General features: G+C 66.1%; 21 protein-coding genes. 12 read left to right on the top strand and 9 right to left on the bottom strand.

Annotation, left to right across the window (positions count from 1 at the left end):
* Positions 1-34: 34 nt before the first annotated feature.
* Positions 35-580 carry a hypothetical protein gene (locus AB3X94_RS05200; RefSeq protein ID WP_368610936.1) on the bottom strand — a complete coding sequence of 182 codons (546 nt, stop codon included), beginning with the start codon at positions 578-580 and terminating at the stop codon, positions 35-37.
* A 128-nt stretch (positions 581-708) separates the two neighbouring features.
* A complete protein-coding gene (locus AB3X94_RS05205) occupies positions 709-1,494 on the bottom strand; it encodes an IclR family transcriptional regulator (protein WP_013092900.1) in 786 nt (261 codons plus the stop codon).
* 250 nt (positions 1,495-1,744) lie between these two features.
* Here AB3X94_RS05205 and AB3X94_RS05210 point away from each other — a divergent pair, with 250 nt between their 5' ends.
* The 4 genes from AB3X94_RS05210 to AB3X94_RS05225 are packed head-to-tail and all read left to right on the top strand — an operon-like array spanning position 1,745 to position 5,301.
* Complete coding sequence (locus tag AB3X94_RS05210) at positions 1,745-2,785, top strand: aldo/keto reductase (RefSeq protein WP_368610937.1); 1,041 nt, start codon at positions 1,745-1,747, stop codon at positions 2,783-2,785.
* A 7-nt stretch (positions 2,786-2,792) separates the two neighbouring features.
* Positions 2,793-3,623: an amidohydrolase gene (locus AB3X94_RS05215; protein WP_368610938.1), complete on the top strand. Its 831-nt coding sequence runs from the start codon at positions 2,793-2,795 to the stop codon at positions 3,621-3,623.
* Between the two features lie 33 nt (positions 3,624-3,656).
* Positions 3,657-4,400, top strand: coding sequence for an SDR family oxidoreductase (locus AB3X94_RS05220; protein WP_176107144.1), 744 nt, complete (start codon positions 3,657-3,659; stop codon positions 4,398-4,400).
* 52 nt (positions 4,401-4,452) lie between these two features.
* Positions 4,453-5,301: an ureidoglycolate lyase gene (locus tag AB3X94_RS05225; protein WP_176107145.1), complete on the top strand. Its 849-nt coding sequence runs from the start codon at positions 4,453-4,455 to the stop codon at positions 5,299-5,301.
* A gap of 86 nt (positions 5,302-5,387) precedes the next feature.
* Here AB3X94_RS05225 and AB3X94_RS05230 read toward each other — a convergent pair whose 3' ends face one another.
* Positions 5,388-5,822: a PaaI family thioesterase gene (locus AB3X94_RS05230; protein WP_013092905.1), complete on the bottom strand. Its 435-nt coding sequence runs from the start codon at positions 5,820-5,822 to the stop codon at positions 5,388-5,390.
* Between the two features lie 283 nt (positions 5,823-6,105).
* Here AB3X94_RS05230 and AB3X94_RS05235 point away from each other — a divergent pair, with 283 nt between their 5' ends.
* Positions 6,106-7,728 carry a methyl-accepting chemotaxis protein gene (locus tag AB3X94_RS05235; RefSeq protein ID WP_368610939.1) on the top strand — a complete coding sequence of 541 codons (1,623 nt, stop codon included), beginning with the start codon at positions 6,106-6,108 and terminating at the stop codon, positions 7,726-7,728.
* A gap of 130 nt (positions 7,729-7,858) precedes the next feature.
* Here AB3X94_RS05235 and AB3X94_RS05240 read toward each other — a convergent pair whose 3' ends face one another.
* Together AB3X94_RS05240 and AB3X94_RS05245 are read right to left on the bottom strand one after the other, a co-directional pair.
* Positions 7,859-8,062 carry a cold-shock protein gene (locus AB3X94_RS05240; RefSeq protein WP_013092907.1) on the bottom strand — a complete coding sequence of 68 codons (204 nt, stop codon included), beginning with the start codon at positions 8,060-8,062 and terminating at the stop codon, positions 7,859-7,861.
* 298 nt (positions 8,063-8,360) lie between these two features.
* On the bottom strand, positions 8,361-9,494 hold the full coding sequence (locus tag AB3X94_RS05245; RefSeq protein ID WP_368610940.1) for an AGE family epimerase/isomerase: 1,134 nt from the start codon (positions 9,492-9,494) through the stop codon (positions 8,361-8,363).
* Positions 9,495-9,955: 461 nt separating this feature from the next.
* Here AB3X94_RS05245 and AB3X94_RS05250 point away from each other — a divergent pair, with 461 nt between their 5' ends.
* From AB3X94_RS05250 to AB3X94_RS05270, 5 genes are all read left to right on the top strand, one after another.
* A complete protein-coding gene (locus AB3X94_RS05250; protein ID WP_368610941.1) occupies positions 9,956-11,326 on the top strand; it encodes a hypothetical protein in 1,371 nt (456 codons plus the stop codon).
* Between the two features lie 163 nt (positions 11,327-11,489).
* The gene (locus AB3X94_RS05255; RefSeq protein WP_176107149.1) at positions 11,490-11,648 is read left to right on the top strand and encodes a hypothetical protein; all 159 of its coding nucleotides are present in this window, start codon (positions 11,490-11,492) and stop codon (positions 11,646-11,648) included.
* Between the two features lie 429 nt (positions 11,649-12,077).
* Positions 12,078-12,392, top strand: coding sequence for a hypothetical protein (locus tag AB3X94_RS05260; RefSeq protein ID WP_176107150.1), 315 nt, complete (start codon positions 12,078-12,080; stop codon positions 12,390-12,392).
* Positions 12,393-12,517: 125 nt separating this feature from the next.
* On the top strand, positions 12,518-13,483 hold the full coding sequence (locus AB3X94_RS05265; protein WP_368610942.1) for a 3-hydroxyacyl-CoA dehydrogenase family protein: 966 nt from the start codon (positions 12,518-12,520) through the stop codon (positions 13,481-13,483).
* Positions 13,484-13,556: 73 nt separating this feature from the next.
* The gene (locus AB3X94_RS05270) at positions 13,557-14,168 is read left to right on the top strand and encodes a flavin reductase family protein (protein ID WP_368610943.1); all 612 of its coding nucleotides are present in this window, start codon (positions 13,557-13,559) and stop codon (positions 14,166-14,168) included.
* A 4-nt stretch (positions 14,169-14,172) separates the two neighbouring features.
* On the opposite strand, the gene AB3X94_RS05275 is transcribed toward AB3X94_RS05270, so the two are convergent.
* On the bottom strand, positions 14,173-15,612 hold the full coding sequence (locus AB3X94_RS05275; RefSeq protein ID WP_368610944.1) for a polyhydroxyalkanoate depolymerase: 1,440 nt from the start codon (positions 15,610-15,612) through the stop codon (positions 14,173-14,175).
* Between the two features lie 240 nt (positions 15,613-15,852).
* Between AB3X94_RS05275 and AB3X94_RS05280 the strand changes: the two genes are divergently transcribed.
* Positions 15,853-16,506 carry a glutathione S-transferase family protein gene (locus AB3X94_RS05280; RefSeq protein ID WP_176107154.1) on the top strand — a complete coding sequence of 218 codons (654 nt, stop codon included), beginning with the start codon at positions 15,853-15,855 and terminating at the stop codon, positions 16,504-16,506.
* Between the two features lie 44 nt (positions 16,507-16,550).
* Here AB3X94_RS05280 and AB3X94_RS05285 read toward each other — a convergent pair whose 3' ends face one another.
* From AB3X94_RS05285 to AB3X94_RS05295, 3 genes are all read right to left on the bottom strand, one after another.
* Positions 16,551-18,521: a Cache 3/Cache 2 fusion domain-containing protein gene (locus AB3X94_RS05285; protein ID WP_368610945.1), complete on the bottom strand. Its 1,971-nt coding sequence runs from the start codon at positions 18,519-18,521 to the stop codon at positions 16,551-16,553.
* 183 nt (positions 18,522-18,704) lie between these two features.
* Entirely contained in the window at positions 18,705-21,359 is a 2,655-nt protein-coding gene (locus AB3X94_RS05290; protein ID WP_368610946.1) for a heavy metal translocating P-type ATPase, read from the bottom strand.
* A 95-nt stretch (positions 21,360-21,454) separates the two neighbouring features.
* Positions 21,455-22,102, bottom strand: a complete 648-nt coding sequence (locus tag AB3X94_RS05295) for an FMN-binding negative transcriptional regulator (protein WP_368610947.1) — start codon at positions 22,100-22,102, stop codon at positions 21,455-21,457.
* 296 nt (positions 22,103-22,398) lie between these two features.
* On the opposite strand from AB3X94_RS05295, the gene AB3X94_RS05300 reads away from it, so the two are divergent.
* Positions 22,399-23,817 (top strand): DUF1254 domain-containing protein, encoded by a 1,419-nt coding sequence (locus AB3X94_RS05300; RefSeq protein WP_368610948.1) that lies wholly within the window; start codon positions 22,399-22,401, stop codon positions 23,815-23,817.
* Positions 23,818-23,846 lie beyond the last annotated feature (29 nt).

Below are 23,846 nucleotides of genomic sequence, written 5' to 3' on the forward strand. Positions count from 1 at the left end.
CGTCGCGAGCCGCTCAACGCACGGCTTCATCACCTCACGCCGCCAGCTTCTGCGCTGCCTCATCGACTTGCGCGCGCGTGACCGACAGCTCATCGAGCCATGCCTGTGCATACACCGCGCCGGTTTCGCGCTCGAGCCGCGCGATCGTCGCGGCGCAGCGGTTCGCGTCCTTCAGCGTCGAAATGAACGATTTCACCGACTCGCCGCCCTTGAACGCGTCGAACAGCGGCACGCGAATTTCATCAGGCAGCGGGCGGGTGGTCCATTGGTACGGCTTGCCGTTGAACGTCAGCGACGGCGGCAGCACGCGCTCCTTGCGCGCGGCCGGAATCAGGCCGTAGGTGCGCGCCGCTTCGCCGATCTGCTCGGGCGAAAACAGCTCGTCGGGCGTGATGCCGAATTGCTGGATGAAAGTCTCGATGCTTTGCATCGCGGCGGCGCGGTCGTCGCGGCGCTTCTGCGCGTGAGCGACGATGTCGCGCAGTTCGTCGGCTTCTGCCGCGGTGATCGTGAAGCTCGACTGCTTCTGCTGGAGTTCGGAAAAACGCTGGAATTCGGAATCGGTCAGAAGTTTGGCCATTGCTCAATCGATGCGCGCGCATGAGCCCGTCATGCGGCGGTATTTTGGAAGGGCCGCCATTCTAAACCAAGTGCGCGCGCGTGCAGCCGCACGAACGTCGTCGCGCAACTTGCCGCGCATCTCGTCAATCACGCGGCCTGCTCGCGGAACATCGACAGCGCCTGCACCGTGTCGCGCAGCAGCGTCGTGGCCGCTTCGAGCGTCGGCGCGACGTACTCGTCGATCCGCCGCAGATACGGGCAGGTGAGCACCGCGATTGCCTGCCCGGACGGCGCGAGGATCGGGAACGTCACGTCGGTGACGCCGAAGGTCTGCTGGCTGTCCTTCTGCCAGAAGCCCGCCGCGCGGATGCGTTCGCAGGCCTCCTCCAGCGCGTCGCGATCGAGCGTCACTTCGCCCTTCACCTTGGTGTGCTCGGCAAGCATCTGCTGACGCTGCTCGACGCTCTGGAACGCGAGCATCACGCGTCCCGAGCCGGTGTCGATCAGACCGACCCGCGAGCCGAGCCGCACCGACATGCCCCAGGAGCCCGGTCCGTCGACCTGCGCGATCACCAGCAGGTTGCCGCGGTCGTAGACGACCAGGTGGCACGACTGTTCGGCCGCGTCGGCGAAACGCTGCATCAGCGGCAGCGCTTCGGCGATCAGCCGGTTCATCGGCGGATGACGGTGCGCGAGCGCGAACAGCTTCAGGCTCAGCGAGTAGCGGTCGCCGGCCGCCGAGCGCACCACGTATTGACGCGCGACGAGGCGTTCGAGCATCCGGTACATCTCGCTCGCATTGCGGCCCAGCTGGCGCGTGATTTCGGCGCGCGTGAGTCCTTCCTTCTGCTCGGACAGCAGCTCGAGAATGTCGAGGCCTTTATCCAGTGCGGGGGCGCGGTAGCGGTCGTCGTCTTTGTCTTCGGCGTCCATCGTGAGGGTAGGGGATCTCGTCGGGATTTCTTATTATCTGGCGCGCGCGCAGCGTTTCGCGAACTGAATGTCTGCTGTCCAGGGAAAACCCCGGGCATCGCGTCGCGCAGTTTTCTTGACTTGGAAAAATTCGAATATGAATAATACGTTCATTGGTGAATGAATGCACGCGTGAGCGAGGCGCGCCTTTTCTGGCTGCGCATTGGGCCCGTCGCATGGTAAAAACACCACAAAATAGGGAGACACGCTCATGTCGGCATCGATCGGATCCAGGATCGGGCAACGGCGCCGGATCGGCCGCGGCTCGTTGCAGGTGAGCGGACTATGTCTCGGCACGGCGCCGCTCGGCGGCCTGTATCGCGACCTGTCCGACGAGGAGGCCCATGCGACCATCGCCGCCGCCTGGGACGCGGGCGTGCGCTACTTCGACACTGCGCCGCACTACGGCAACACCAAGGCCGAGCATCGGCTCGGCGCCGCGTTGCGCCACTATCCGCGCGGCGAATATGTGCTGTCGACCAAGGTCGGCCGCCGCTTCGTGCCGCGCACGTCGCCATTCGACGACCGCGAAGGCTGGCAGAATCCGCTGCCGTTCGAAGCGATCTACGACTATACGCACGACGGCATTCTGCGTTCGTTCGAGGACAGCCAGCAGCGCCTCGGCATCGTCGATATCGACATCCTGCTCGTGCATGACATCGGCCGCGTCACGCACGGCGACCGGCATCCGCACTACTGGCGGCAACTGACCGAAGGCGGCGGTTTCCGCGCGCTGGAGCGCCTGCGTTCGACCGGCGCGATCAAGGCGGTCGGCCTCGGTGTCAACGAAGGCGCGGTGATTCTCGACGCGATGGCCGAGTGCGATATCGATTGCGCGTTGCTCGCGGGGCGTTATACGCTGCTCGAGCAGACCACCCTCGATGACCTGCTGCCCGCCTGCGAGGCGCGCGGCGTCAGCATTCTGCTCGGCGGCGCGTTCAATTCGGGCATTCTGGCGCGCGGCGTCGAAGGCGATCTGAAATTCAATTACGGCGCAGCGCCGCCCGAGGTGATCGAGCGCGTCGCGCGTCTGGAGGCGGTATGCCGCGCGCACAATGTGCCGCTCGCCGCTGCCGCGTTGCAGTTTCCGTATGCGCATCCGGCGGTCGCCACCGTGCTGACCGGCGCGCGCAGTGCCGACGAATTGCGCGAGAACGTCGCGTCGTTCGAGCAGCCGATCCCCGCGGCCTTGTGGTCCGCATTGCGCGACGCGGGCCTGCTCGACCCGCGCGCGCCCGCGCCCGAGGACTGAACCGACCATGCCGATCGACGCTCACCAGCACTACTGGGACCCCGCGCGGGGCGACTACGAGTGGCTGACACCGGAGCTGAAAATTCTCTACCGGCCGTTCGGGCCTGATGATCTGAAGCCGTTGCGCGAACAGGCCGGCATCGAGCGGACCGTGGTCGTGCAGGCCGCGCCGACGCTCGACGAAACCCGCTACCTGCTCGACATCGCGCGGCACGAGCCGTCGATCGCGGGCGTGGTCGGCTGGGTGCCGCTGCTGTTGCCGAACGCGCCCGATCTGATCGAGGCGCTCGCGCGCGAGCCGAAGTTCAAGGGCGTGCGGCCGATGCTGCAGGACCTGCCCGACGACGGCTGGATCGCGAACCCCGACCTCACGCCGGCGATCGACGCACTGATCGCGCACGACCTCGCGTTCGATGCGTTGATCTACGCGCGTCACGTGCAGTACGTCGAGATTTTCGCGCAGCGTTTTCCGGCGTTGCGCATGGTGGTCGATCATGGCGCGAAGCCGCCGATCCGCTTCGGCCAGGCGGGCTACGATGTGTGGCGCGATGCGATTGCCCGGCTCGCCGCATTCCCTCAGGTGCACTGCAAGCTGTCTGGTCTCGCGACCGAGGCGTCGCCCGGCTGGACCGAAGAGACGCTGCGGCCCTACGTCGAACATCTGCTGAACACTTTCGGCCCGGCGCGGCTGATGTGGGGCAGCGACTGGCCCGTGCTCGAACTGAACGGCGACTATCTGCTGTGGCATTCGGTGGCGACCACGCTGCTCGCGTCGTTGAGCGACGCCGAGCGCGACGCCGTGTTCGGCGAGAACGCCGCCGCGTTTTACCGGCTTTGATTTCGTTAGCAGCCCATTCAACTGGAGTCGTAGATGACACAAAGACTGGCCGGCAAAACGGCCCTGATCACCGCGGCGGGACAAGGTATCGGTCTCGCCACCGCCGAACTGTTCGCGCGCGAAGGCGCGCGCGTGATCGCCACCGATATCCGCATCGACGGACTCGCTGGCAAGCCGGTCGAGGCGCGTAAGCTCGACGTGCTCGACGGCGCGGCGATCAAGGCGCTCGCCGCGGAAGTCGGCACGATCGACGTGCTGTTCAACTGCGCGGGCTACGTGCATGCGGGCAATATCCTCGAATGCAGCGAGGAGGACTGGGATTTCGCGTTCGACCTCAACGCGAAGGCGATGTACCGTATGATTCGCGCGTTCTTGCCAGCCATGTTGGAGAAGGGCGGCGGCTCGATCATCAACATGTCGTCGGCGGCGTCGAGCGTGAAGGGCGTGCCGAACCGCTTCGCGTACGGTGCGTCGAAAGCCGCAGTGGTCGGGCTGACGAAGTCCGTCGCCGCGGATTTCGTCACGCGTGGTGTACGCTGTAACGCGATTTGCCCGGGCACGGTGTCCTCGCCGTCGCTCGAACAGCGGATCGCCGCGCAGGCGCAGGCGCAGGGCGCGTCGGTCGATGCGGTGCAGGCCGCGTTCGTCGCGCGTCAGCCGATGGGCCGCATCGGCAAGCCGGAGGAAATCGCCGCGCTCGCGCTGTATCTCGCGTCCGACGAGTCGTCGTTCACGACGGGCCAGCTCCATGTGATCGACGGCGGATGGTCGAACTGATTCTGATTGGTTGACGAACCGAACACTACTGAACGTAAAGGAAAGTGCAACGATGAAACTGCTTCGTTATGGGCCGAAGGGCCAGGAAAAGCCGGGCCTGCTGGACGCGCAAGGCAAGATTCGCGATCTGTCGAAGGTGGTGGGCGATATCGACGGCGCTGTGCTCGGCGATGAAAGCCTCGCCAAACTGCGCGCGCTCGATCCGGCAACGCTGCCGCTCGTCGAAGGCAATCCGCGCGTGGGCCCGTGCGTCGGCAAGATCGGCAAGTTCATCTGCATCGGCCTGAACTACGCGGATCACGCGGCGGAATCGAATCTGCCGGTGCCGGCCGAACCGGTCATCTTCAACAAGTGGACGAGCGCGATCAGCGGCCCGAACGACGACATCGAAATCCCGCGCGGCTCGAAGAAGACCGACTGGGAAGTGGAACTCGGCGTCGTGATCGGCAAGGCGGCGAAGTACGTTGACGAAGCGAACGCGCTCGAGCACGTGGCCGGCTACTGCGTCGTCAACGACGTGTCGGAGCGCGAATGGCAGATCGAGCGCGGCGGCACGTGGGACAAGGGCAAGGGCTTCGACACGTTCGGCCCGATCGGCCCGTGGGTCGTCACGCGCGATGAAGTCGCCGATCCGCAGAACCTGAGCCTGTGGCTGGAAGTGGACGGCCATCGCTACCAGAACGGCAGCACGAAGACGATGATCTTCAGTGTCGCGAAGCTGGTGTCGTATGTGTCGCAGTGCATGAGCCTGCAGCCGGGCGACGTGATCTCGACCGGGACGCCGCCGGGCGTCGGCATGGGCGTGAAGCCGAACCCGGTATTCCTGAAGCCGGGGCAGACGGTGCGTCTGGGTATCGAAGGGCTGGGCGAGCAGACGCAGAAGACTTACGCGGCGGAGTAACGCGCTTTCTCTTCCTGTCTTGTCGCTGTGAAATGCGAGGCCGTTCCTGTTACGCGCAGGAGCGGCCTTTTTCATGCCGCGCGGCTTTAATTGCCCGCCTCCTGCTCTCCATTCTCCCCAATCCGATTCACGGTCCCCTGCGCAACCGCCACCAGCTTCTCCCGGTTCCCCTCCATCACGAACACGCTGCACTGGCAGGTCGCCTGATGCCGGCCCGCATAGACGACGCTGGCGCGCGCGATCAGCGTGCCCTTCACCGCCGGGCGCAGATAGTTGATCTTGTATTCACCGGTCACGACTCGCGGACCCAGCGACAGCGCGCCCGCGAACGTCAACGCATTGTCGGCGAGATAACTGATGACGCCGCCATGCACGAAGCCATGCTGCTGCCGCAGTTCATCGCGAATCGGCAGACACAGGGTGAGCTCTTCGCTGCTGGCGTGCATCAACTCCGCGCCTAGCAGCATGCTGAACGGCTGGGCATGCAGTGCGCCGCGCGCCCGGTCGAGTAGGTCGGTCATCGTGGTTCCTTCGTGCAGGGTCGGGGTGGTGCATCGGTGCAGCAGTACATCCGCACGGCGAGCGCCACGCGGTCCCTACCCACTCTAGGAAGTGCCGCTGCACTGCGCAAGGTGATTCCTCGCGATGAACGGAGCATTGTTGCGCAAAACGACCACAATCGCGACGATCGCCGATGAAACCTGCACGTAGGGCGATTTTTGCGGGATTTGGCCTCAAGCCATTAATCGGGCTGCCGTTAACCCTGGTGTAGCCTCCGTCATCCTTTGTTCCCAGGTGTCCCCGATGTTCAGCAAGATCAAGGTCGCATCCGGCCTGCTATGTGTTCTGGCCGCGTTCTGCGTCTTCCAACTCGTCACGGTAGGGTTGGGCTTCTGGTCGCTGACCCGCACGCACGACGACGTCGGCGATCTGGCGAGCATCGCGCTGAAGCAGGTCGACGCGGTCAACCAGACGACGCAGCGCCTGATGGACGCGCGCATCAACCTGTCGCGCGCCGGCACGCGCATGGTGCGCGGCGGCGCCGAGCCGACGGACATCGTGCAGCACGCTCGCGAACAGCTCGCCGCCGCCGATCAGTCTTTCGCGGGCTTCATGAGCGCCCAGAAGACCAGCGACGAAGACAGCGCGCGCGCCACCGCGCTCGCCGAACGCTACAAGACGCTGCACGGCGCGCTCGCTGAGCTCGTGCAGTATCTCGACTCGAACAACATTCAGGCCTTCCTCGATCAACCCACGCAATCGTTTCAGGACGCCTATCTGGCGGAAGTGCACAACTTCGAGCAATTCGGCGACGCCGCGAGCCGCGCGTCGCTAGCTTCGATCGATGCGCGCGTGGCGGCGTTTCGCATCGTCAGCGTGGTGATTCTGCTCGTGCTGGTCGCCGGCACGCTTGCCGTCTATACGGCGCTGCGCCGCGGCGTCGTGGCACCGCTCGAGGAGGCGGGCCGCCACTTCGAACGCATCGCGCAAGGCCGTCTCGATCAACCGATCGCCGCGCGCGGCAGCAACGAAATCGGCCGCCTGTTCTCCGGCCTCGCGACGATGCAGGCGAGCGTCGCACGCACCGTCAGTAGCGTGCGCGAATCGGCCGACTCGATCCATCTCGGCGCCAACGAAATCGCGACCGGCAACGCCGATCTGTCCGCACGTACCGAAAACCAGGCGGCATCGCTCGAGGAAACGGCGTCGAGCATGGAAGAACTGACGGCGACCGTGCGCCAGAACGCCGATCACGCGCGCGAAGCCAACGCGCTCGCCGAGACCGCGCTCGATGCAACGTCGCGCGGCAGCGAAGTCGTCAACCAGGTGGTCGACAAGATGCGCGGCATCGCGCAGAGCTCGGACAAAATCGCCGAGATCATTTCGGTGATCGACGGTATCGCGTTCCAGACCAACATCCTCGCGCTCAATGCCGCCGTCGAGGCGGCGCGTGCCGGAGAGCAGGGCCGCGGCTTCGCGGTCGTGGCCGGCGAAGTGCGCGGCCTCGCGCAACGCAGCGCGCAATCGGCGAAGGAAATCAAGACGCTGATCAGCGAATCGGTCGCGGAGATTCAGGGCGGCTCGGCGCTGGTCGAGCGCGCCGGCGAAGCGATGAGCCATGTGTCGGCGTCGATCTCGCGCGTCACGCAGATGATGGCCGGAATCAGCGCGTCGTCGCTCGAGCAGAGCACCGGCATCGAGCAGGTGAACCAGGCGGTCGTGCAGATGGACGAGATGACGCAGCAAAACGCGGCGCTCGTCGAGCAGGCCGCAGCGGCGGCTGCTTCGCTGCATCAGCAGACCGAGCAATTAAAACAGGCCGTTTCCGTGTTCGAAATTTCTGAAAGTGTGTTGCGCACGCAACAGCGCAGTCCAATGTCCGCAGTAAATGCTGAATTCGCATTAACCGGAATGCATGCGCTTTAAGCAGCGACGCTTGAAAACGCGACGCGGAAATAGAAAATGGCCCGCGTAAAGCGAGCCATTTGCATTAGACGCAGGGGCCTTTAGAGGCCTATCGTGACGCCCAAGTCTGTCTCAAAGTACCTGAAGGTACTTAGATCGACTGGATGTTTGCAGCCTGCTTGCCCTTCGGGCCTTGCTTGACTTCGAACGACACTTTCTGGTTCTCCTGCAGGGACTTGAAGCCCGATGCCTGGATTTCCGAGAAGTGTGCAAACAGGTCTTCGCCGCCGTCGTCCGGGGTGATGAAGCCGAAGCCCTTTGCATCGTTAAACCACTTAACAGTACCTGTTGCCATTTTTGATCCAAATAAATGTTGTGTATTGCATCGCGACCGCATTGCTCGAATGCAAAGCGAGCGCGAGGGAAGAGTTGTATCACGTCTTTATGACAGACGCCAATCAACATGCATCCGGGTATTCCCGGTTTTGATGTTTTTTCGCGCTTTGGGAACGTTTGGCGAGAACTTTTTTCGCGCCAGGGTTTACCAGCGGCATTAATTTCCTCGCGACCCGGCGGCGGATCGTCGTCCATGCATGCGGCTCTTTATTGAGACGATCAAGCGTTCAATTTCATTTATCGATGTCCAAATTCGGCTAAGTTTCCGCGCCCGCTTCGGTACCCACGGGCAGCGCCGCATAGGCGGTAGCCAAGTGATAAGGCGTGGTTGACGGCATGTCGGCGCGCGCAACTTCACCGCTCGCCGTCTTGCATTCGAACCAGCCATGTTCATGCAAAAAGCATCGCTGAAAACGCGCGATCTGTTGCGGCAGCGCCGCGCGCACGGCCGGATCGTCGTGAGAGGCGAGCGCACGCAGGTATTCCGTCTGCGCCCAGATCCGCTGAGTCGCGTCGCTGACATTGCCAGCCTCGTCGAGCGATGCACACACCCCGCCGTTGTTCGGGTCCACACCATGCTGCTGCGCGAAGGCGAAAGCGCGCGCCAGCGCTTCCGTTAGCCCCGTTCCGTCGAACAGCGCGCCCGCCTGCCTGACCAGCCAGTACCACTCGAACTGATGTCCCGGCTCCAGACGGTTGCCGCTCGCACCGATCGGCAGTTCGGCGATGCAGCCGCTCGGCGCATGCACGAAGTGTCGCGCGACCGCGCCAGCGAGGCGGCGCAACGCGGCGCCGAAGACGTTATCGCGCGTCGCCTGGCAGGCGGCGAGCCACGCTTCGGTCAGGTGCATCAGCGGATTCTGCAGCGGCGTGGCGGTGACTTTCGAAAAGTCGACGTTCAGCGCGGCGTTGAACAGATCGCCGTCGGCCGCGAAGTTCGACTGGATCAGCGCGGTCGTGCTGTGTACGAGCTTCAGCGCGTCGACGTTGGCGGAGCGCCGCGCGTATTCCGCGCAAGCGAACACGACGAACGCGTGCGTGTAGAGGTCCTTCGTCGTGTCGAGCGGCACGCCGAGCGCGTCGACGCTATAAACCCATCCGCCGTGGTTGGCGTCCCGAAAGGTGCGCGTCAGCGAATCGAACAGCACGCGGGCGTGTTCCATGTCGCCCGCTTGCGCAAACGTGAACAACTGCCGCGCGCACGCCATCGCCCGATAGCGTTGCGCGGGCAAAGGCTCGGCTCCGGTGGCGTCGAGCGCTTCGTAGGGCAGCTGCAACGCGTGGTTGAAGCCGGGCCCGCGCCACATCGGCAGCACCACGTTCGCGAAGTGCTCGCGCAGCGCGTTCGCGGCGGTGGTCGTCGAAGCGGGGGGAGGGGTCGTGCTTGGCATGGTCGGTTGGTTCGGGCGCGTAACGTGCGCAGTGTATCGAGGCGGCGCTCAGGGTGGCGGCTCAGGGGTCCGCTCGGCCGGGTCGCTGTGGTCTGCGGCCTAGCATAAAGCAAACGCCTCGCGCTGACACCTCGAGTCAAGCATCCGGAATGCTCGACGCCTACGAGGCGTGACGTGCGTTGAGCCTTCGCTGCCGCTCAATTTCAAATAAGGAGGAGCGACGATGCTCGGTGATCTGATACGGGTCGATCTGCGCGCGCCTTCGGCAATTGCTCGTGCGGGAATTCCGCAGCGACGACGTGAGGTCGTGAAACGCGCGAGGGGCTCGAAAGCGCGCAAATCGTCGGGGAATGGCTTCGGCGCGGGCGGAGCGCCATGCGACAATGCTGGCTCTAAATATTCCAACGGCAATGACGAGCGGCATCCGGCGCCCGTTCCTGGCGACGACCGCTTTTTCCTCTATGGCAGATTCCGCAGCATCCCCGCAGTCCAGGCCCCGGCGCGTCGCTTCGAAGAAGCAGCGGCAGGGCGCCGTCTCCACTGAAACCGAAAACAAGCTGGCGCGCGCGGCGCGCTCGGCGCAACGCCTCGCGCAACTGAGCGGCGTCGCGCGCGACGACAGCACGCTCGACCTGTTCCCCGACGATCCCACCCGCGCGACGCTCGAAGCGATGAACATCGACGTCCGCCAAGGCACGCTGCACGGGTTCGAATTGCCGGACGTGGTGCTGCAGGCGGTCGGCGCATTCGATGAACACATGGCGCTCGACAAGACTGCGCGCCGCGCACCGCGTGCGGCGAAAGTGGATGTACCGATGCCGGTGAACGAGCAGTTGAGCGGGTTTGACGTCGAACCGGCGATGGCGGCGGCGGATGCGCCCGCAAGCAAGCCCGCGAACGGCGCCTCCGACGATGCAACGCCGAACGCCGAAGCAAACACCGACGACAAACCCACCCCCCCTTCGCGTGAGTCATCCGCGCCGCTGAGCTCGGCGATGGCCGCCGCGACCGTCGCGCGCAGCGTGACCGCATTGCGTCAGGCGGCTGAAGCGGAGTCGGCAGCGACGGCGGGCGCGGGCAAGCCGCAGCAGCGTTTCGCCGCGACCTTTGCGAAAGCCGCGACGGCATCGCGCGATGCGACTGCGGCTGCGATTCCAGCCTCGTCCGCAACGTCCGCCGCGACCGACGACAGTAGCGCGCGCAAGTCCACCAACGAGTCCGTGACGCGTACTCAGTCCGCCTCGCCAGGGGCTGTGACGCCGAAACAGGACGACAAGTCCTCGACCACCGCGCCGTTGACGACACCCCGGCCCGCGTCCGCAGAGAACCACACCGGATTCGCCACGTCTTGGCGTGACGCGCGCCGCACCGACGCGGCTGCCACCGCGCAACGCTCGGAACCGGAACTCGACCGCGCGCGTGCCACCGCGTTCGCCGATACGGTCGATGCGCTCTATGGCGTGATCGCCGATCAGCGCCGCGCCGCGACCGATCATTCGCGGCGCGTGAAATGGATGCTGTCGATCGTGGTCGGTGCACTGCTGGTGACGGTGGCGATCGGCATCGCGCAGACGCTGCTGCTGATGCGCCTCACGCACGAGACGACGGCCCAGCAACAGCGCATCGAACAGATGATGCAGAACCAGCAAGCGGCGATGGTGAGCCTGCTCGACGCGCATACGGCGATGGCCGCGACGGCGAACGCGGCGTCGGCGACCGCCGCCGTCACGCCCCCCACCGCGGCGCTTCCCAACGCGCCCCTACAGCCCAGCGCTACGCCGACACACGCGAGGCATGCTCGCGCTCAGCACGGCCGCCCACCCGGTCGTTGAATCGGGGGATGTTGTTGGGATGCAACACCTCCCGGCCCCGTGACACCGCGACAACGACCGCACCGAAATTTTGCTGCATTGCACTAGCTTTTTCCTAGGGAAAACCCCTATAATCATGGCTAAGGGAAAACCCTAGCAATGCAGTCACTAACCGGGAGTCGCCATGAGCTTCATCTTTGCACTGTTCCAAAAGATCAGCGACCTCTTTGCGTCGCCTCATCTGCCGCTGGATTCGGACTATTCGTATGCGGCGCGTGCCCGCGAAGCGGAGCGTCTGCGCCGCGCGCAGTCCACGCTGTTCGGCATCAAACTGACGGACTAAGTCCAGCCGTACCTTCCTCAGCGCGACACGACGCGCTGGGGCGCGCACCTCGGGTGCGTTATTCAGTGAGCCACTATTCGCGAAATGCGAATCGTGGCTTTTTGTTTTTGGTGGCGTTTTACCGCGATGCACCATTGCGCTTGCGGAATATTTCGGGGCCGAAATGAATGTAACCGGCTTTCATGCTGGTGTGGCGGGTAGAACGACAGAGCCGCCGTGTAAGCCTCGTTCCATGCAGTGAGAAAGCGAAATCGAGCTTCCGTCATCCGCCTTCGACTATGAAATGCACGCTTACAAGTGCTAACGTCTTCACGCGATGCGGGCCGCTAAAGTGGGTCTCAAGCGTACGGCGTCTGGTTCGGAAGTGAATCGCACGATCCGGGCAAACACGGACGCTGGCCTGGAATAACACTTTGACGGGAGGTCATTATGAAAACCTTTGGCAAGGCATCGCGCTCGCTGATCGCAACGCTGCTCGCGGGCGGCGCGCTCGTCGCGGCCGGTAGCGCATTCGCGCAAGACCGCGTGATCGTCGAGCACCGCCCGGCGCCGGTCGTGTACGATCAACCGCACATGATGCCGGCGGGCGTATCGGTCAACATCGGCTGGCACGGCGATCGTTATTGGGACGGCCACCGCTACTGGGCGCACGACGACTGGATGCGCCGTCATCCGCGCGACTACGATCCGCACCATCGAGACGGCTATCACGACGATCACCGCCCGCCGCCGCCGCGCTACTAATGCGCACCTGACCGCGCCGCAACGGGCGGCGTGAGTCCACGAAGCCGGTCTTCCCTCCACGGAAAGAGCGGCTTCGTCGCATTTGGGCTTGCAAGTCCCACCGGGGGAATGCAGCGTGCTGCGCTATGCTTCGGGACTTTGATCGACGGTGGCGGGGAGTGCGTGTGGACAAGACGACGCAGGATGTGGCGATAGGGGTGGTGGGCACCGGACTGATGGGTGTCGGCATTGCGACGCAGGCCGCGCTGCATGGATACCGGACGATCGTTCACGACGTCGATCCGGCCCGGCTCGCGAGCGTCGCGCCGAAAGCGCAAGCGGTGCTCGACGAGCTGATCGACGCGGGCCGGATCGACGAGGCCGCCAAACAGGCGGCGCTCGCGCGCATCGAAACGCATGCGCAGCTCGCCGCGGTCGCGCAAGCGCGCTTCGTGATCGAGGCGATTCCCGAGGTGCTCGAACTCAAGCATCGCCTTTACGCGACACTGACCGGCCTGCTCGCCGACGATGCGATCCTCGCGAGCAACACCAGCGGCTTCCCGCCCGACCAGCTCGCCACCCCGCTGCGCGCGAAGGAACGCTTCGTGATCGCGCATTTCTGGAACCCGCCGCACATGATTCCGCTCGTCGAGGTCGTGCCGGGCACCGAGACCGCGCCCGAAGTCGTGCAGCAAACCGCCGGGCTGATGAGCGCGATCGGCATGGAGCCGGTCGTGCTCGCGAAGGCGATTGCTGGCTTCGTCGGCAATCGGCTGCAGTTCGCGGTGCTGCGCGAGGCCTTGCATATCGTGCGTTCGGGGGCGGCAACGCCCGAAGTCGTCGATCGCGTGATGAAGGCTTCGCTCGGACGCCGCTGGGGCATCGTCGGACCGTTCGAAAGCGCGGATATGGGCGGGCTCGACACCTTCGTCGACATCGCGTCGCATCTGATGCCGCAACTCGCGAAGGACGAGGACGTGATCGATCTGCTGCGCGCGCAGGTCGACGCCGGGCGGGTCGGCGTGCGCAGCGGCGCGGGTTTTCACGACTGGGACGAAGCGCGGATCGCGCGGGTCAAGGAGGGGCGCAAGCGCGTGATCGGGCGCGGCTAGTGCTGTATAAGTAGCCGTTCCGGATCTGCTTCTGCGCCGCTTTTTGCGCTGACCATCACACGAGTCTCAAGTCATGTCTCACTACTTCTACGATCCCGCCGCCGGTCACGGCCTGCCGCACGATCCTTTCAAGGCGATCGTCGCGCCACGGCTGATCGGCTGGATTTCGTCGCGCGATGCGCAAGGCGCGCTCAACCTTGCGCCATACAGCTTTTTCGGCGCGTTCGCGACCTTTCCGCCGATCATCGGTTTCAGCAGCGAGGGCCGCAAGGACAGCCTCGCCAACATCGAGGCGACCGGTGAATTCGTGTGGAATCTCGCTACCCGGCCGCTTGCCGAGCAGATGAACCGCTCGTCGGCGCCGGTCGCGCCGCACGTCGACGAGTTCGCACTGGCCGGGCTCACGCCCGCGCCGGGCCGCAACGTGGCAGTGCCGCACGTGGCCGAATCGCCCGCTGCGCTCGAATGCAAGCTGCTGGAGATCGTGCGTCTGCATGATGTCGACGGCAAGCCGATGGACAACTATCTGTCGCTCGGCCAGGTGGTCGGCGTGCATATCGACGAGGCCTATCTGAAGGACGGCCTGTTCGACACGCACGCCGCGCAGCCGATCATGCGCGCGGGCTATCGCGCCGACTATGCGCAGATCGGCGAGATGTTCCAGATGATCCGGCCAACGGCCTGAACGCTCAGGACGTCACGGACGGCGGTTTGCGTGACGGCTGCCCGGACGATTGGGCCGAGGAATCGCCGTTGCCGCTCCCGCTCCCGCCTACGGGCGCATCCACCTCCACTCCGACAACAGAGGCCGCGACCGGCGCGGCCGCCGTGACTTCGGCCGCGGTCGCCGCGGGCACCGGCTGGATCGGACGCGCGCGTGAACTGACGAGCACCGCGCGCGGTTCGTTGTCGTAAATCACGGCCCGCACGCGCGGATAAATATGCCGCTCCCAGCGACGTCCGCTGAACACGCCGTAGTGGCCGACGCCCGTCTGCACGTAATGCGTCTTCAGGTACGGCCGCAGACGATCGCAGATGTCCTGCGCGGCGAGCGTCTGACCGACCGCGCAGATATCGTCCTTTTCGCCTTCCACGGTCAGCAATGCGGTGCGGCGAATCTTCGACGGCTCGACCAGACGCCCCTCGACTTCGAGCGCGCGCAACGGCAGCGCATGCTGCTGAAAGACCGTGTCGACGGTTTCCAGATAGAAGTCGGCCGTCAGATCCATCGTCGCGAAGTACTCTTCGTAGAACGTGCGAATGGTGTCGGCTTTTTGCGGATCACCCTTGCCGCGCTCGTAGTACATCGTTTCGAACGAGTCGGCGTGGCGGCCCGGATTCATCGCCATGAACGAGGCCAACTGAACGAAGCCCGGATACACGCGACGCTGCGCGCCCGCAAAGCCGAACGGCACCGCGCTGATCAGGTTGCGCTCGAACCACTCGATCGGCCGGCTCCTCGCCAGTTCGTTGACACGGGTCGGATTGATGCGCGTGTCGATCGGGCCGGCCATCAGCGTCATGCTGGCCGGCTGCGCGGGATGGTCGTCGGCGGCCATCAGCGCGACGGCGGCGAGCGCCGCGACGGTCGGTTGGCAGACCGCCAGCAGATGCGTGCCGGACCCGATCGTCGCGGTGAAGTCGATCACGTGGCGCACGAACTCGTCGAAGCCGAAGCGGCCCTCGCCGAGCGGCACGTCGCGCGGATTGTGCCAGTCGGTGATATAGACGTCGTGCTCGGGCAGCATCGTGCGCACGGTTGCGCGCAGCAGCGTCGCGAAGTGTCCCGACATCGGCGCAACCATCAGCACGCGCGGCTGCGGCGTCGAAAGCACGGCGCCCTTGCGAAAATGCAGCAGCGAGCAGAACGGCGTGCGCGCGACGACTTCCTCGACCACCGCGACCGGCCCGCCTTCGGTGACGACGCTGTCGATGCCGAACGGTGGCCGCGTCGGCGTGAGTCCGCCGAGTATCAGCAGTTCGCAGGTCGCGCGCAGCGAGCGTCCGTGGGGCGTAGCCGCGAATGTCGGCCACGCATCGAGCGAGTGGTTCGCCAGCGCCGCGCCGTGTCGCAGCGGCAGCAGCATGTCGGCGCAGGCCTGATAGGCGGGATAGGCGAACAGATTCATACTTTCACTCGAATGCGCCAGAAAAACAGGAACCCGAATAAAAGCAAGCGGTGCGCCAGGCGCTGGCGCGCGTCGCCCGGTGTGCCGCGGTATGTCGCGGCATGTCTCGCGTGCGTCGGCATATCACTTGCGTGCGTAGGCGAAACGGGCCGGCCTTGCCGCGCTTTGGTGCGCGCGCGCACCGCGGCGTGCATGGGTGCAAGCACGCGCGGCGCGATACCCGATCTGGAGGACACACGCATGGGAAATACTACGCTCACGATTAGCAGCAGGAACTATTCGTCGTGGTCGCTGCGCGGCTGGCTGCTGACGAAGTTCAGCGGCTTGCCGTTCGAGGAACTCGTCGTGCCGATCGACGACCCCGCGACGCGCGCCGAACTACTGTTGCTCTCGCCGTCGATTCTGGTGCCATGCCTCGTGCACGACGGCGTCAAGGTCTGGGACACGCTGGCGATTGCCGAATATCTGAACGAGCTGAAGCCGCAAGCCGCGCTGTTGCCGCATGAGATCCGCGCCCGCGCGCATTGCCGCTCGATCTGCGGCGAGATGCATTCGGGGTTTGCGTCGTTGCGCTCGGCGCTGCCGATGAACCTGAAGGCGCATTTCCCGGGCTTCAAGGTCTGGGCGCGCGCGCAGTCGGATATCGAGCGGATCGTGACGATCTGGCGTGAATGCCTGAAGGAGTACGGCGGTCCGTTCCTGTTCGGCGAGCGGACCGCGGCGGACGCGATGTACGCGCCGGTGGTCACGCGTTTCGTGACCTATGACGTGCAACTCGAGCCGGATATCGTCGAATACGGGCAACACATCATGGCGCTGCCCGAAATGCGCGAGTGGATCTCGCTGGCGCGGCAGGAGGTCGAGGAGATCGACGAACTGGATGTCGAGTTCTGAGCGCGGCGGGCGCCGTGCGCCGCCGCCCGCAGTACGCAGATCCGTCAGCCGCGCTCGCCTTCCAGCTTGAACACGCTGACCAGCTGCGCGAGCCGCGCAGCCTGCTCGCGCAATTCGGCCGCGGCGGTTTCCGCATCGACGACGATCGTCGCATTCTGCTGCGTCGCCTCGCCGATCTGCGTGACCGCCCGGTTGACCTGCTCGATGCCGCCCGACTGCTCGCGCGACGCGACGTTGATCTCGCTCATGATCGCGCGGACCTGACCGACCTGAGTGACGATGCCTTGCATCGTCGCGCTCGCTTCTTCGGCAATCCGAAAACCGCTGTCGACGTTCGCGCCCGACGCCGCGATCACTCCCTCGATCTCCTTCACTGCCGCCGCGCTGCGCTGCGCGAGCGCGCGCACTTCCGACGCGACGACCGCAAAGCCCTTGCCGTGCTCGCCCGCGCGCGCCGCTTCGACGGCCGCGTTCAGCGCGAGGATGTTGGTCTGGAAGGCGATGCCCTCGATCACCGTCGTGATCTCGGCGATTTTCTGCGACGAGCGGCCGATCTCGCCCATCGTCGACACCACGCGTTCGACCGCCCGGCCGCCTTCGAGCGCGGCGTCGGCGGCTTGTGTGACGAGCGTGTTCGCTTCGGTCGCGTGATCGGCGTTCTGCTGCACGGTCGACGTGATCTGCTCCATGCTCGCGGCAGTTTCCTCGAGGCTGCTTGCCTGGGTCGCGATGCGCATCGCGATGTTGCCGCTGCCGGCGGCGATTTTCTCGGTACCCGCCGACATGCCGGCCGACGCGTTGCGCACCTGCGCGACGATGCGCGCGAGCCCTTCGCCGATGCCGTCGATCGCCTGCATCAGACGGCCGATCTCGTCGGCGCGCGTGCGGCCGTGTGTCACGCGCACGCTCAGATCGCCCGCGGCGAGACGCTCGGACGCACGCGCGGCTTCCTCGAGCGGACGGCTGACGAGCCGCCGCACCGCGATGAGGAACACGATCGCGAACAGGCCGACCAGCGCGAGGCCGAGCAGCAGGAACGCGTTGCGGGTGCGCACGACGTCGGCCATCACTTCGTCGCGCGGCGCGACGCCGCCGACGAGCCACTGCCACTCCGGCACCGTGACGAACGACACGAACTTGTCGCCCGCGTCGCTCTCGCCGAGGGTCGCGTCGGCCGAGCGGTAGTCGAGCTCGCCCTGCTTCATGTCGAGCATGCGCTGGTACGGTGCGTTCGCGTCGTCGGCTTTCTGGCCGGCGGCAGCCGGATGCACGAGCAGCTTGCCGCGCTCCGCGCCGCTCGACGCGTCGAGCACGAAGTAATAGCCGCTCGCGCCGATTTTCAGCGCGCGGATGCCGTCCTGGACCGACTGGATCTCCTTGTCCACGTCGACGCCGACGAACAGCGCGCCGATCACTCGGCCGCTCGCGTCGGTGATCGGCTTGTACTGCGTGATCATGCGCTTGCCGAACAGCGGGGCGAGGCCGGTGTACGTGCGGTTCGCGAGCAGCGGCGCATAGGCGGGCCCCTTGCGGTCGAGCAGCGTGCCGATCGCGCGGGTGCCGTCCTGCTTCTTCAGCGACGTGGTCACGCGCACGAAGTCGTCGCCGCTGCGCGCAAAAATGGTCGCGATCGCGCCGCTGCGTTGGAGGAACTGGTCGGGAATCGTGAAGTCGAGGTTCAGCACCTTGTCGCCGGCTTTGAAAGTCGGCGTCGCAGTGCCGCCGATGTCGACCTTCTGCGTGTCGTCGAGCGAGAAGTCGGTGGGCAGGAAGCTAGCGAATAGCGCCATCGATCGATCGACCTCGGCCGACAGCGCCTTGTCGAACAGCGCGATCATCGCGGCGATCGAGCGGTCTTTGTCGGCGATGTGCGCGAGCACCTGGTCGCGCACCTGGTCGCCGGCGGCCCGTGCGAGCGCCCACGCGAAGGTGCTGAAAATGACCGCGACCAGCACGCACGAGAGCACGGCAAGCCGTGCGCCGACGCTGGCGCGGCGCGAGAAGAATGAGTTCATGGGCAGGCGTGAAATGGGGATTGGGCGATGCTCGTCGGGCGTGGCCGCGATCGGGCATCGATTGACTTGTTTACGGCTCGGGAGACGGCGGGCTTGAGGGTGTATGAAAGGCGGCCGTAACAGGCTGAAAGGGGCCGCAATGGGCCCCCAAAAAGGACGAGACGGAAGCCCGGAAGGGTGTTCCTATGCTGCTTGGCGCGCCTGAGCGACGGTGCGACCGGGCGCTGTGCGCCAAGTCCGCAACAGCAGCGCATTGGTGACGACGCTGACGCTCGAAAACGCCATCGCCGCGCCCGCGAGCATCGGATTGAGCAAGCCGAACGCGGCCAGCGGAATGCCGATCAGGTTGTACACGAATGCCCAGAACAGGTTCTGCTGGATCTTGCGCCAGGTTCTGCGCGAGATGTCGATCGCATCGGCGACCAGCGCCGGGTCGCCGCGCATCAGCGTGACGCCGGCGGCGTGCATGGCGACGTCGGTGCCGGTTGCCATCGCGATGCCGATGTCGGCGGCGGCGAGTGCGGGCGCGTCGTTGATGCCGTCGCCCGCCATCGCGACGATGCCGGCGTGGCGCATCTTCAGGTCGCGGATCACGCGGGCCTTGTCGTCGGGCAGCACCTCGGCGTGGAATTCGTCGATGCCGAGCGCCCGCGCGACGCTCGCCGCGCTGCCGTGGTTATCGCCGGTCACGAGCACGCTGCGGATGCCCATTTGCGCGAGCCGCGCGACGGCCGCGCGCGCGGTCGGCTTCACCGTGTCGCCGAACGCGATCAGCGCGAGCGCTTCGGGCGAGTCGGGCGCGCGCGTCATCAGCCACGACACCGTGTTGCCCGCCGCTTCGAGTTCCTGCGCGCGCGCGTTGAGCGCGGGCGGCAGCGCGATATCGAGCTCATGCAGCCAGCGCGTGCTGCCGAGCGCGAGGGTGCGGCCGTCGACGTCGGCTTCGACGCCCCGACCGGCGACTGCGCGAGCGGCGGTGGCGCTTGGCCCGCCGGCTTCGCCAGCGATTTGCCCGAGTTGAGCCTCGGACGCGCGCACCACCGCCCGCGCCAGCGGATGATCGCTATGCCGCTGCACCGCCGCCGCGAGCACGAGCGCTTCGTCGCGGCTCACGCCGCCGACCGGCTCGAACGCCGTCACCGATGGCTGGCCGAGCGTCAGCGTGCCGGTTTTATCGAACGCGACGATCGACACGCGATGCGCGACTTCGAGCGCTTCCGCGTCCTTGATCAGGACGCCGTGGCGCGCGGCGACGCCGGTGCCGGCCATGATCGCGGCGGGTGTCGCGAGTCCGAGCGCGCACGGGCAGGCGATCACCAGCACCGCGACCGCGTTCAGGATCGCGGTTTCCGCGCCCGCGCCGGCAAGCAGCCAGCCGATCAGCGTCAGAGCGGCGAGCGCGAGAATGGCCGGCACGAAGATTTCGCTGACGCGGTCAACCAGCCGCTGGATCGGCGCCTTCTCGGCCTGCGCGCTTTCGACGAGCCGGATGATGCGCGCGAGCGTCGTCTCCGCGCCGATCGCGGTGGTCGTCACCACGAGCGCGCCTTCGCCGTTGATCGAGCCGGCCGTGACGGCGTCGCCGGTCTGCTTCGGCACCGGCAGGCTTTCGCCGGTGATCAGCGCTTCGTCGATATGCGTGCGGCCTTCGAGGACCGCGCCGTCGACCGGCACGCGCTCGCCCGGCCGCACGATCACGATGCTGCCGACCCGCACCTGCGCGAGCGGCACCTCGCGCTCGCCCGCGCCGTCGCGGATGCGCGCGCGCTCCGGGCGCAGCGCGTTGAGCGCGCGGATCGCGTCGGTGGTCTGGCGCTTCGCGCGCGCCTCGAGCCATTTGCCGAAGCGCACCAGCGTGATCACGACTGCCGATGCCTCGAAGTACAGATGCATCGTGTCGCCCGGATGCACCGCGAGTTCGTAGACGCTGATGCCGTACGCCGCCGATGTGCCGAGCGCGACCAGCAGATCCATGTTGCCCGCGCCGGCGCGCACCGCGCGCCAGGCGGCGCGATAGAAGCGCGCGCCGAACACGAACTGCACGATCGACGCGAGCACGAACTGCGGCCACGCCGGCAGCATCGCGTGCAGGCCGAACCATTCGCCGAACATCGGCGCGACGAGCGGCAGCGTCAGCAACGCGCACGCGCCAACGCTCGCGAGGTCGCGGCGAATTTGAACCTGCTTGCGGTCGACGGCCGGGGCAGGCGTCGTGTCGAGGATGTCGCTGACGGCGCCAGTCGAGGCGGCCGTCGCCGCCATTGTCTCGGCCGGAGCGACAGCAGCGGGCGGCGCGCTCAGCGTCGCTTCGTAGCCGGCCTTTCTAACGGCGGCGACCAGCGCGGCGGCATCGGCGGATGCGGTGCCTTGCGGATGAACGGTGGCGGTTTCGGTCGCCAGATTGACCGACGCGCGCGCGACGCCAGGCACCTTCGCGAGCGCCTTTTCGACGCGCAACGCGCAGGCTGCGCAGGTCATGCCGCCGATCTCCAGTTCAGTGGTCGGCGGCGTGTCGGCGGGTGTCGCGGCAAGCGTCGCGATTGTCTGTTCGGCGACATCGGCGTTGGCGACCGGTGTCGCTTCGTATCCGGCCTTGCGCACGGCCTCGGCCAGTTGCTGAGGCGCGAGCGTCGCGTCGCTTTCCACGCGGGCGCGCTCGGTCGCGAGATTCACCGATGCGCGCGCCACCCCCGGCAGCCTGGTCAGCGCTTTTTCGACGCGGCTCGCGCACGACGCGCAAGTCATCCCGCCGATGTCGAGTTCGACGACGCGCGTGAGTGAAGGGGAAGGGGAAGCGGCAGCGTCGGCGGGGCGCTGCGGGTTGGCAAGTCCGGTCATGGCAGGCAAGGCTCGTGGCGGCATTGGGCCGCATGGTGAAGCCAGTATCGACCTTCCCATGACGGGAAGGTCAAGGCCGGATTATGCGCCCTCCGTCAAAACGCCGGCGGCGCATCCAGCATCGCCTGTCCCACCGCTTTCTGTTGATCGCCGTCGCGCGCGAGCAGCGTTTGCGCCGCGCCGCGCCGGTCTTCGGCCGCCTTGTTCTGGCCGAGCTTCCATTTGCCGACGAGCCGCGTCACTTCGATCTCGATACCGACGATCGCGCCGAGCATCTGCGCGATGAAGTCGGCCGGCGCGTCGCCCATCTTCCACGGCACCGGCTCGCCGGCTTCCATCTTGCGCGTGAGTCGCGCGACGAGGCCGCGCACGAACGATTCATCGTCATGCACCACAATCCTGCCATGAGCATGCACGACCATATAGTTGTAGGTCGGCACCTGCTTGTGCGTTTCGTGTTTGCTCGGGTACCAGCTCGGCGAAATATAGGCGGTCGGCCCCTGGAAGATCACGAGCGCTTCGGGATGAGTCGCGGCTTCCTGCCAGACCGGGTTCGCCCGCGCGACGTGCGCGCGCAGCACCAGACGTGACGAATCCGCCGCGTCCGCCTGCGCCTCGAACGGCAAATGATTCGCGTCGAGCCCATTGGGGCCGTGCGTGATCAGCGCGCCGAAAGAGTGCTCGGCGATCAGGCGGTGAAGAACCTCTGGACGGTTCTCTTCGAAATGGGCGGGCATGTACATTGAAACGCTCCGAATGCAGGACGACGAAAGAGTGAGGGCGAATCGGCGAGACGGCGGATCGACGGATTCGCGAATCAAAAAAGCGTGGCGCGCTCGCGCGAGCCGTTGGCGCGGGAACATAATGTGGCAACGACGCTGCTTTGTGCTTGCCTGGCTAGCAAGGATACGATACAACGCGAGGTTGTCGGAATCGCAATCCGCGGACTCGCTGCGCAGTGTTTCGGGAGAACCGCGCATGCACGTGGCGCTGCACACCGGCATCTCCTATAGGGCTGCACGCTCCGCACTCTGAACGAATGATAAAAAATCTCCGAGAACTGTTTTTGCTGCAACGAACCTGCGTATCGCTCGCGGGTATCGCACTGCTGGCCAGCTGCGCGTCCACCCCCACCGCGACGCAACAAAGCAACGGCTGGGTCAAGGACGAAGTCGCCGACTCGTACGTATTCGGCTATCCGCTCGTGCTGATGAGCGCCGCGCGCGATGCGGCGGTCGGCACCGAGCCGGGCCAGGCGCCTTTCAACACGCTGCGCCACGCCCAGGCGCTGCCGCCGATCGGTGCGACCAACCCGCCGCAGCCGAGCCTCGACACGCTCGACTCGACCGGCTGGCTCGACCTTGCGGCCGAGCCGGTGATCCTGGCGCTACCTGATTCGCATGGCCGTTACGTCGATGCACGCGTGCTCGACATGTGGACCAACGTCGCGTGGTCGACCGGACCGCAGTTCGCTGCGGGCACGGGCACGGCGAAGGGCCTGCGCGCGCAGACGATCGCGTTCGTCGCACCGGGCTGGAAGGGCGAGCTGCCGAAGGGCGCGACGCGCGTCGAGGTGCCGACCCGCAACGCCTGGATCAGCGTGCGCATCCAGTCGAGCGGCGCGCGCGATCTGAACGCGGTGCGCAAGCTGCAGCGCGCGATCCGTCTGGAGCCGCTGAGCGTGTTCGTCGGCGACGCCGAGCCGGCGGTGCCGCCGCGCGGTTACGCAAGCGGCGTCGCGGGCCCGAGCGGCACGCCGGCGCAGCAGGTCGCCGCGCTCGATGCGAGCGGCTTCTTCGGCCGTCTTGCCGACGCGTTGCCTGACAATCCGCCGACACCGGCCGATCCGCATGCGCTCAAATTCCTCTCCGACCTCGGCGTGACGCCCGGCGATCCCGTGAATCTGCCGAAGTCATCCGCTGTGCTCGCGGCCGGTCTCGCCGATGGTCGCGAGCGCGTCGCGACGCCGCCGTCGAATCTGCTGAGCGCGAACGGCTGGAGCTGGCTCGGCGACGGCGTCGGCAACTATGGTCCCGACTACGCATTGCGCGCGTATGCGGCGAGCGCGGAGTTGGGGATCGGTACGAAGGATGACGAAGTACGCGCGGTCGTCACGCAGGACAGCGACGGTCACACGCTGAACGGCGCGAATCGCTACGTGATCCACTTCGCGGCGAACCAGTTGCCGCCGGTGCGCGGATTCTGGACCATCACCGCGTACACGAAGGATGGCGCGCTGAGCGAGAACGCGCCGGCGCGGCTCGCGGTTGGCGATCGCAATGGCGCGCGCCGCAATCGCGACGGTTCGCTCGACGTGGTCGTGTCGTCGACGCGCAGCCGCACCGGCAACTGGCTGCCCGCACCGCGCGCGGACATGCAACTGGTGCTGCGCCTGTATGCGCCGAAGCCGCAAGCCACCGACGGCAGCTGGCAGCCGCCGCCGGTCGTGCGGCAATGACGTGAACGGCGCGCGGGCAAACCGCGCGC

The organism is Paraburkholderia sp. BR10923, from assembly GCF_040948765.1.
Lineage (GTDB): Bacteria > Pseudomonadota > Gammaproteobacteria > Burkholderiales > Burkholderiaceae > Paraburkholderia > Paraburkholderia youngii.

Coding starts and splice junctions, on each gene's coding strand:
- AB3X94_RS05270 (WP_368610943.1), top strand. CDS start 13,557: ATGTCTCACTACTTCTACGATCCCGCCGCCGGTCACGGCCTGCCGCAC.
- AB3X94_RS05300 (WP_368610948.1), top strand. CDS start 22,399: ATGATAAAAAATCTCCGAGAACTGTTTTTGCTGCAACGAACCTGCGTA.
- AB3X94_RS05225 (WP_176107145.1), top strand. CDS start 4,453: ATGAAACTGCTTCGTTATGGGCCGAAGGGCCAGGAAAAGCCGGGCCTG.
- AB3X94_RS05280 (WP_176107154.1), top strand. CDS start 15,853: ATGGGAAATACTACGCTCACGATTAGCAGCAGGAACTATTCGTCGTGG.
- AB3X94_RS05205 (WP_013092900.1), bottom strand. CDS start 1,494: ATGGACGCCGAAGACAAAGACGACGACCGCTACCGCGCCCCCGCACTG.
- AB3X94_RS05215 (WP_368610938.1), top strand. CDS start 2,793: ATGCCGATCGACGCTCACCAGCACTACTGGGACCCCGCGCGGGGCGAC.
- AB3X94_RS05235 (WP_368610939.1), top strand. CDS start 6,106: ATGTTCAGCAAGATCAAGGTCGCATCCGGCCTGCTATGTGTTCTGGCC.
- AB3X94_RS05210 (WP_368610937.1), top strand. CDS start 1,745: ATGTCGGCATCGATCGGATCCAGGATCGGGCAACGGCGCCGGATCGGC.
- AB3X94_RS05295 (WP_368610947.1), bottom strand. CDS start 22,102: ATGTACATGCCCGCCCATTTCGAAGAGAACCGTCCAGAGGTTCTTCAC.
- AB3X94_RS05275 (WP_368610944.1), bottom strand. CDS start 15,612: ATGAATCTGTTCGCCTATCCCGCCTATCAGGCCTGCGCCGACATGCTG.
- AB3X94_RS05230 (WP_013092905.1), bottom strand. CDS start 5,822: ATGACCGACCTACTCGACCGGGCGCGCGGCGCACTGCATGCCCAGCCG.
- AB3X94_RS05245 (WP_368610940.1), bottom strand. CDS start 9,494: ATGCCAAGCACGACCCCTCCCCCCGCTTCGACGACCACCGCCGCGAAC.
- AB3X94_RS05250 (WP_368610941.1), top strand. CDS start 9,956: ATGGCAGATTCCGCAGCATCCCCGCAGTCCAGGCCCCGGCGCGTCGCT.
- AB3X94_RS05290 (WP_368610946.1), bottom strand. CDS start 21,359: ATGACCGGACTTGCCAACCCGCAGCGCCCCGCCGACGCTGCCGCTTCC.
- AB3X94_RS05265 (WP_368610942.1), top strand. CDS start 12,518: ATGCTTCGGGACTTTGATCGACGGTGGCGGGGAGTGCGTGTGGACAAG.
- AB3X94_RS05260 (WP_176107150.1), top strand. CDS start 12,078: ATGAAAACCTTTGGCAAGGCATCGCGCTCGCTGATCGCAACGCTGCTC.
- AB3X94_RS05220 (WP_176107144.1), top strand. CDS start 3,657: ATGACACAAAGACTGGCCGGCAAAACGGCCCTGATCACCGCGGCGGGA.
- AB3X94_RS05255 (WP_176107149.1), top strand. CDS start 11,490: ATGAGCTTCATCTTTGCACTGTTCCAAAAGATCAGCGACCTCTTTGCG.
- AB3X94_RS05240 (WP_013092907.1), bottom strand. CDS start 8,062: ATGGCAACAGGTACTGTTAAGTGGTTTAACGATGCAAAGGGCTTCGGC.
- AB3X94_RS05285 (WP_368610945.1), bottom strand. CDS start 18,521: ATGAACTCATTCTTCTCGCGCCGCGCCAGCGTCGGCGCACGGCTTGCC.
- AB3X94_RS05200 (WP_368610936.1), bottom strand. CDS start 580: ATGGCCAAACTTCTGACCGATTCCGAATTCCAGCGTTTTTCCGAACTC.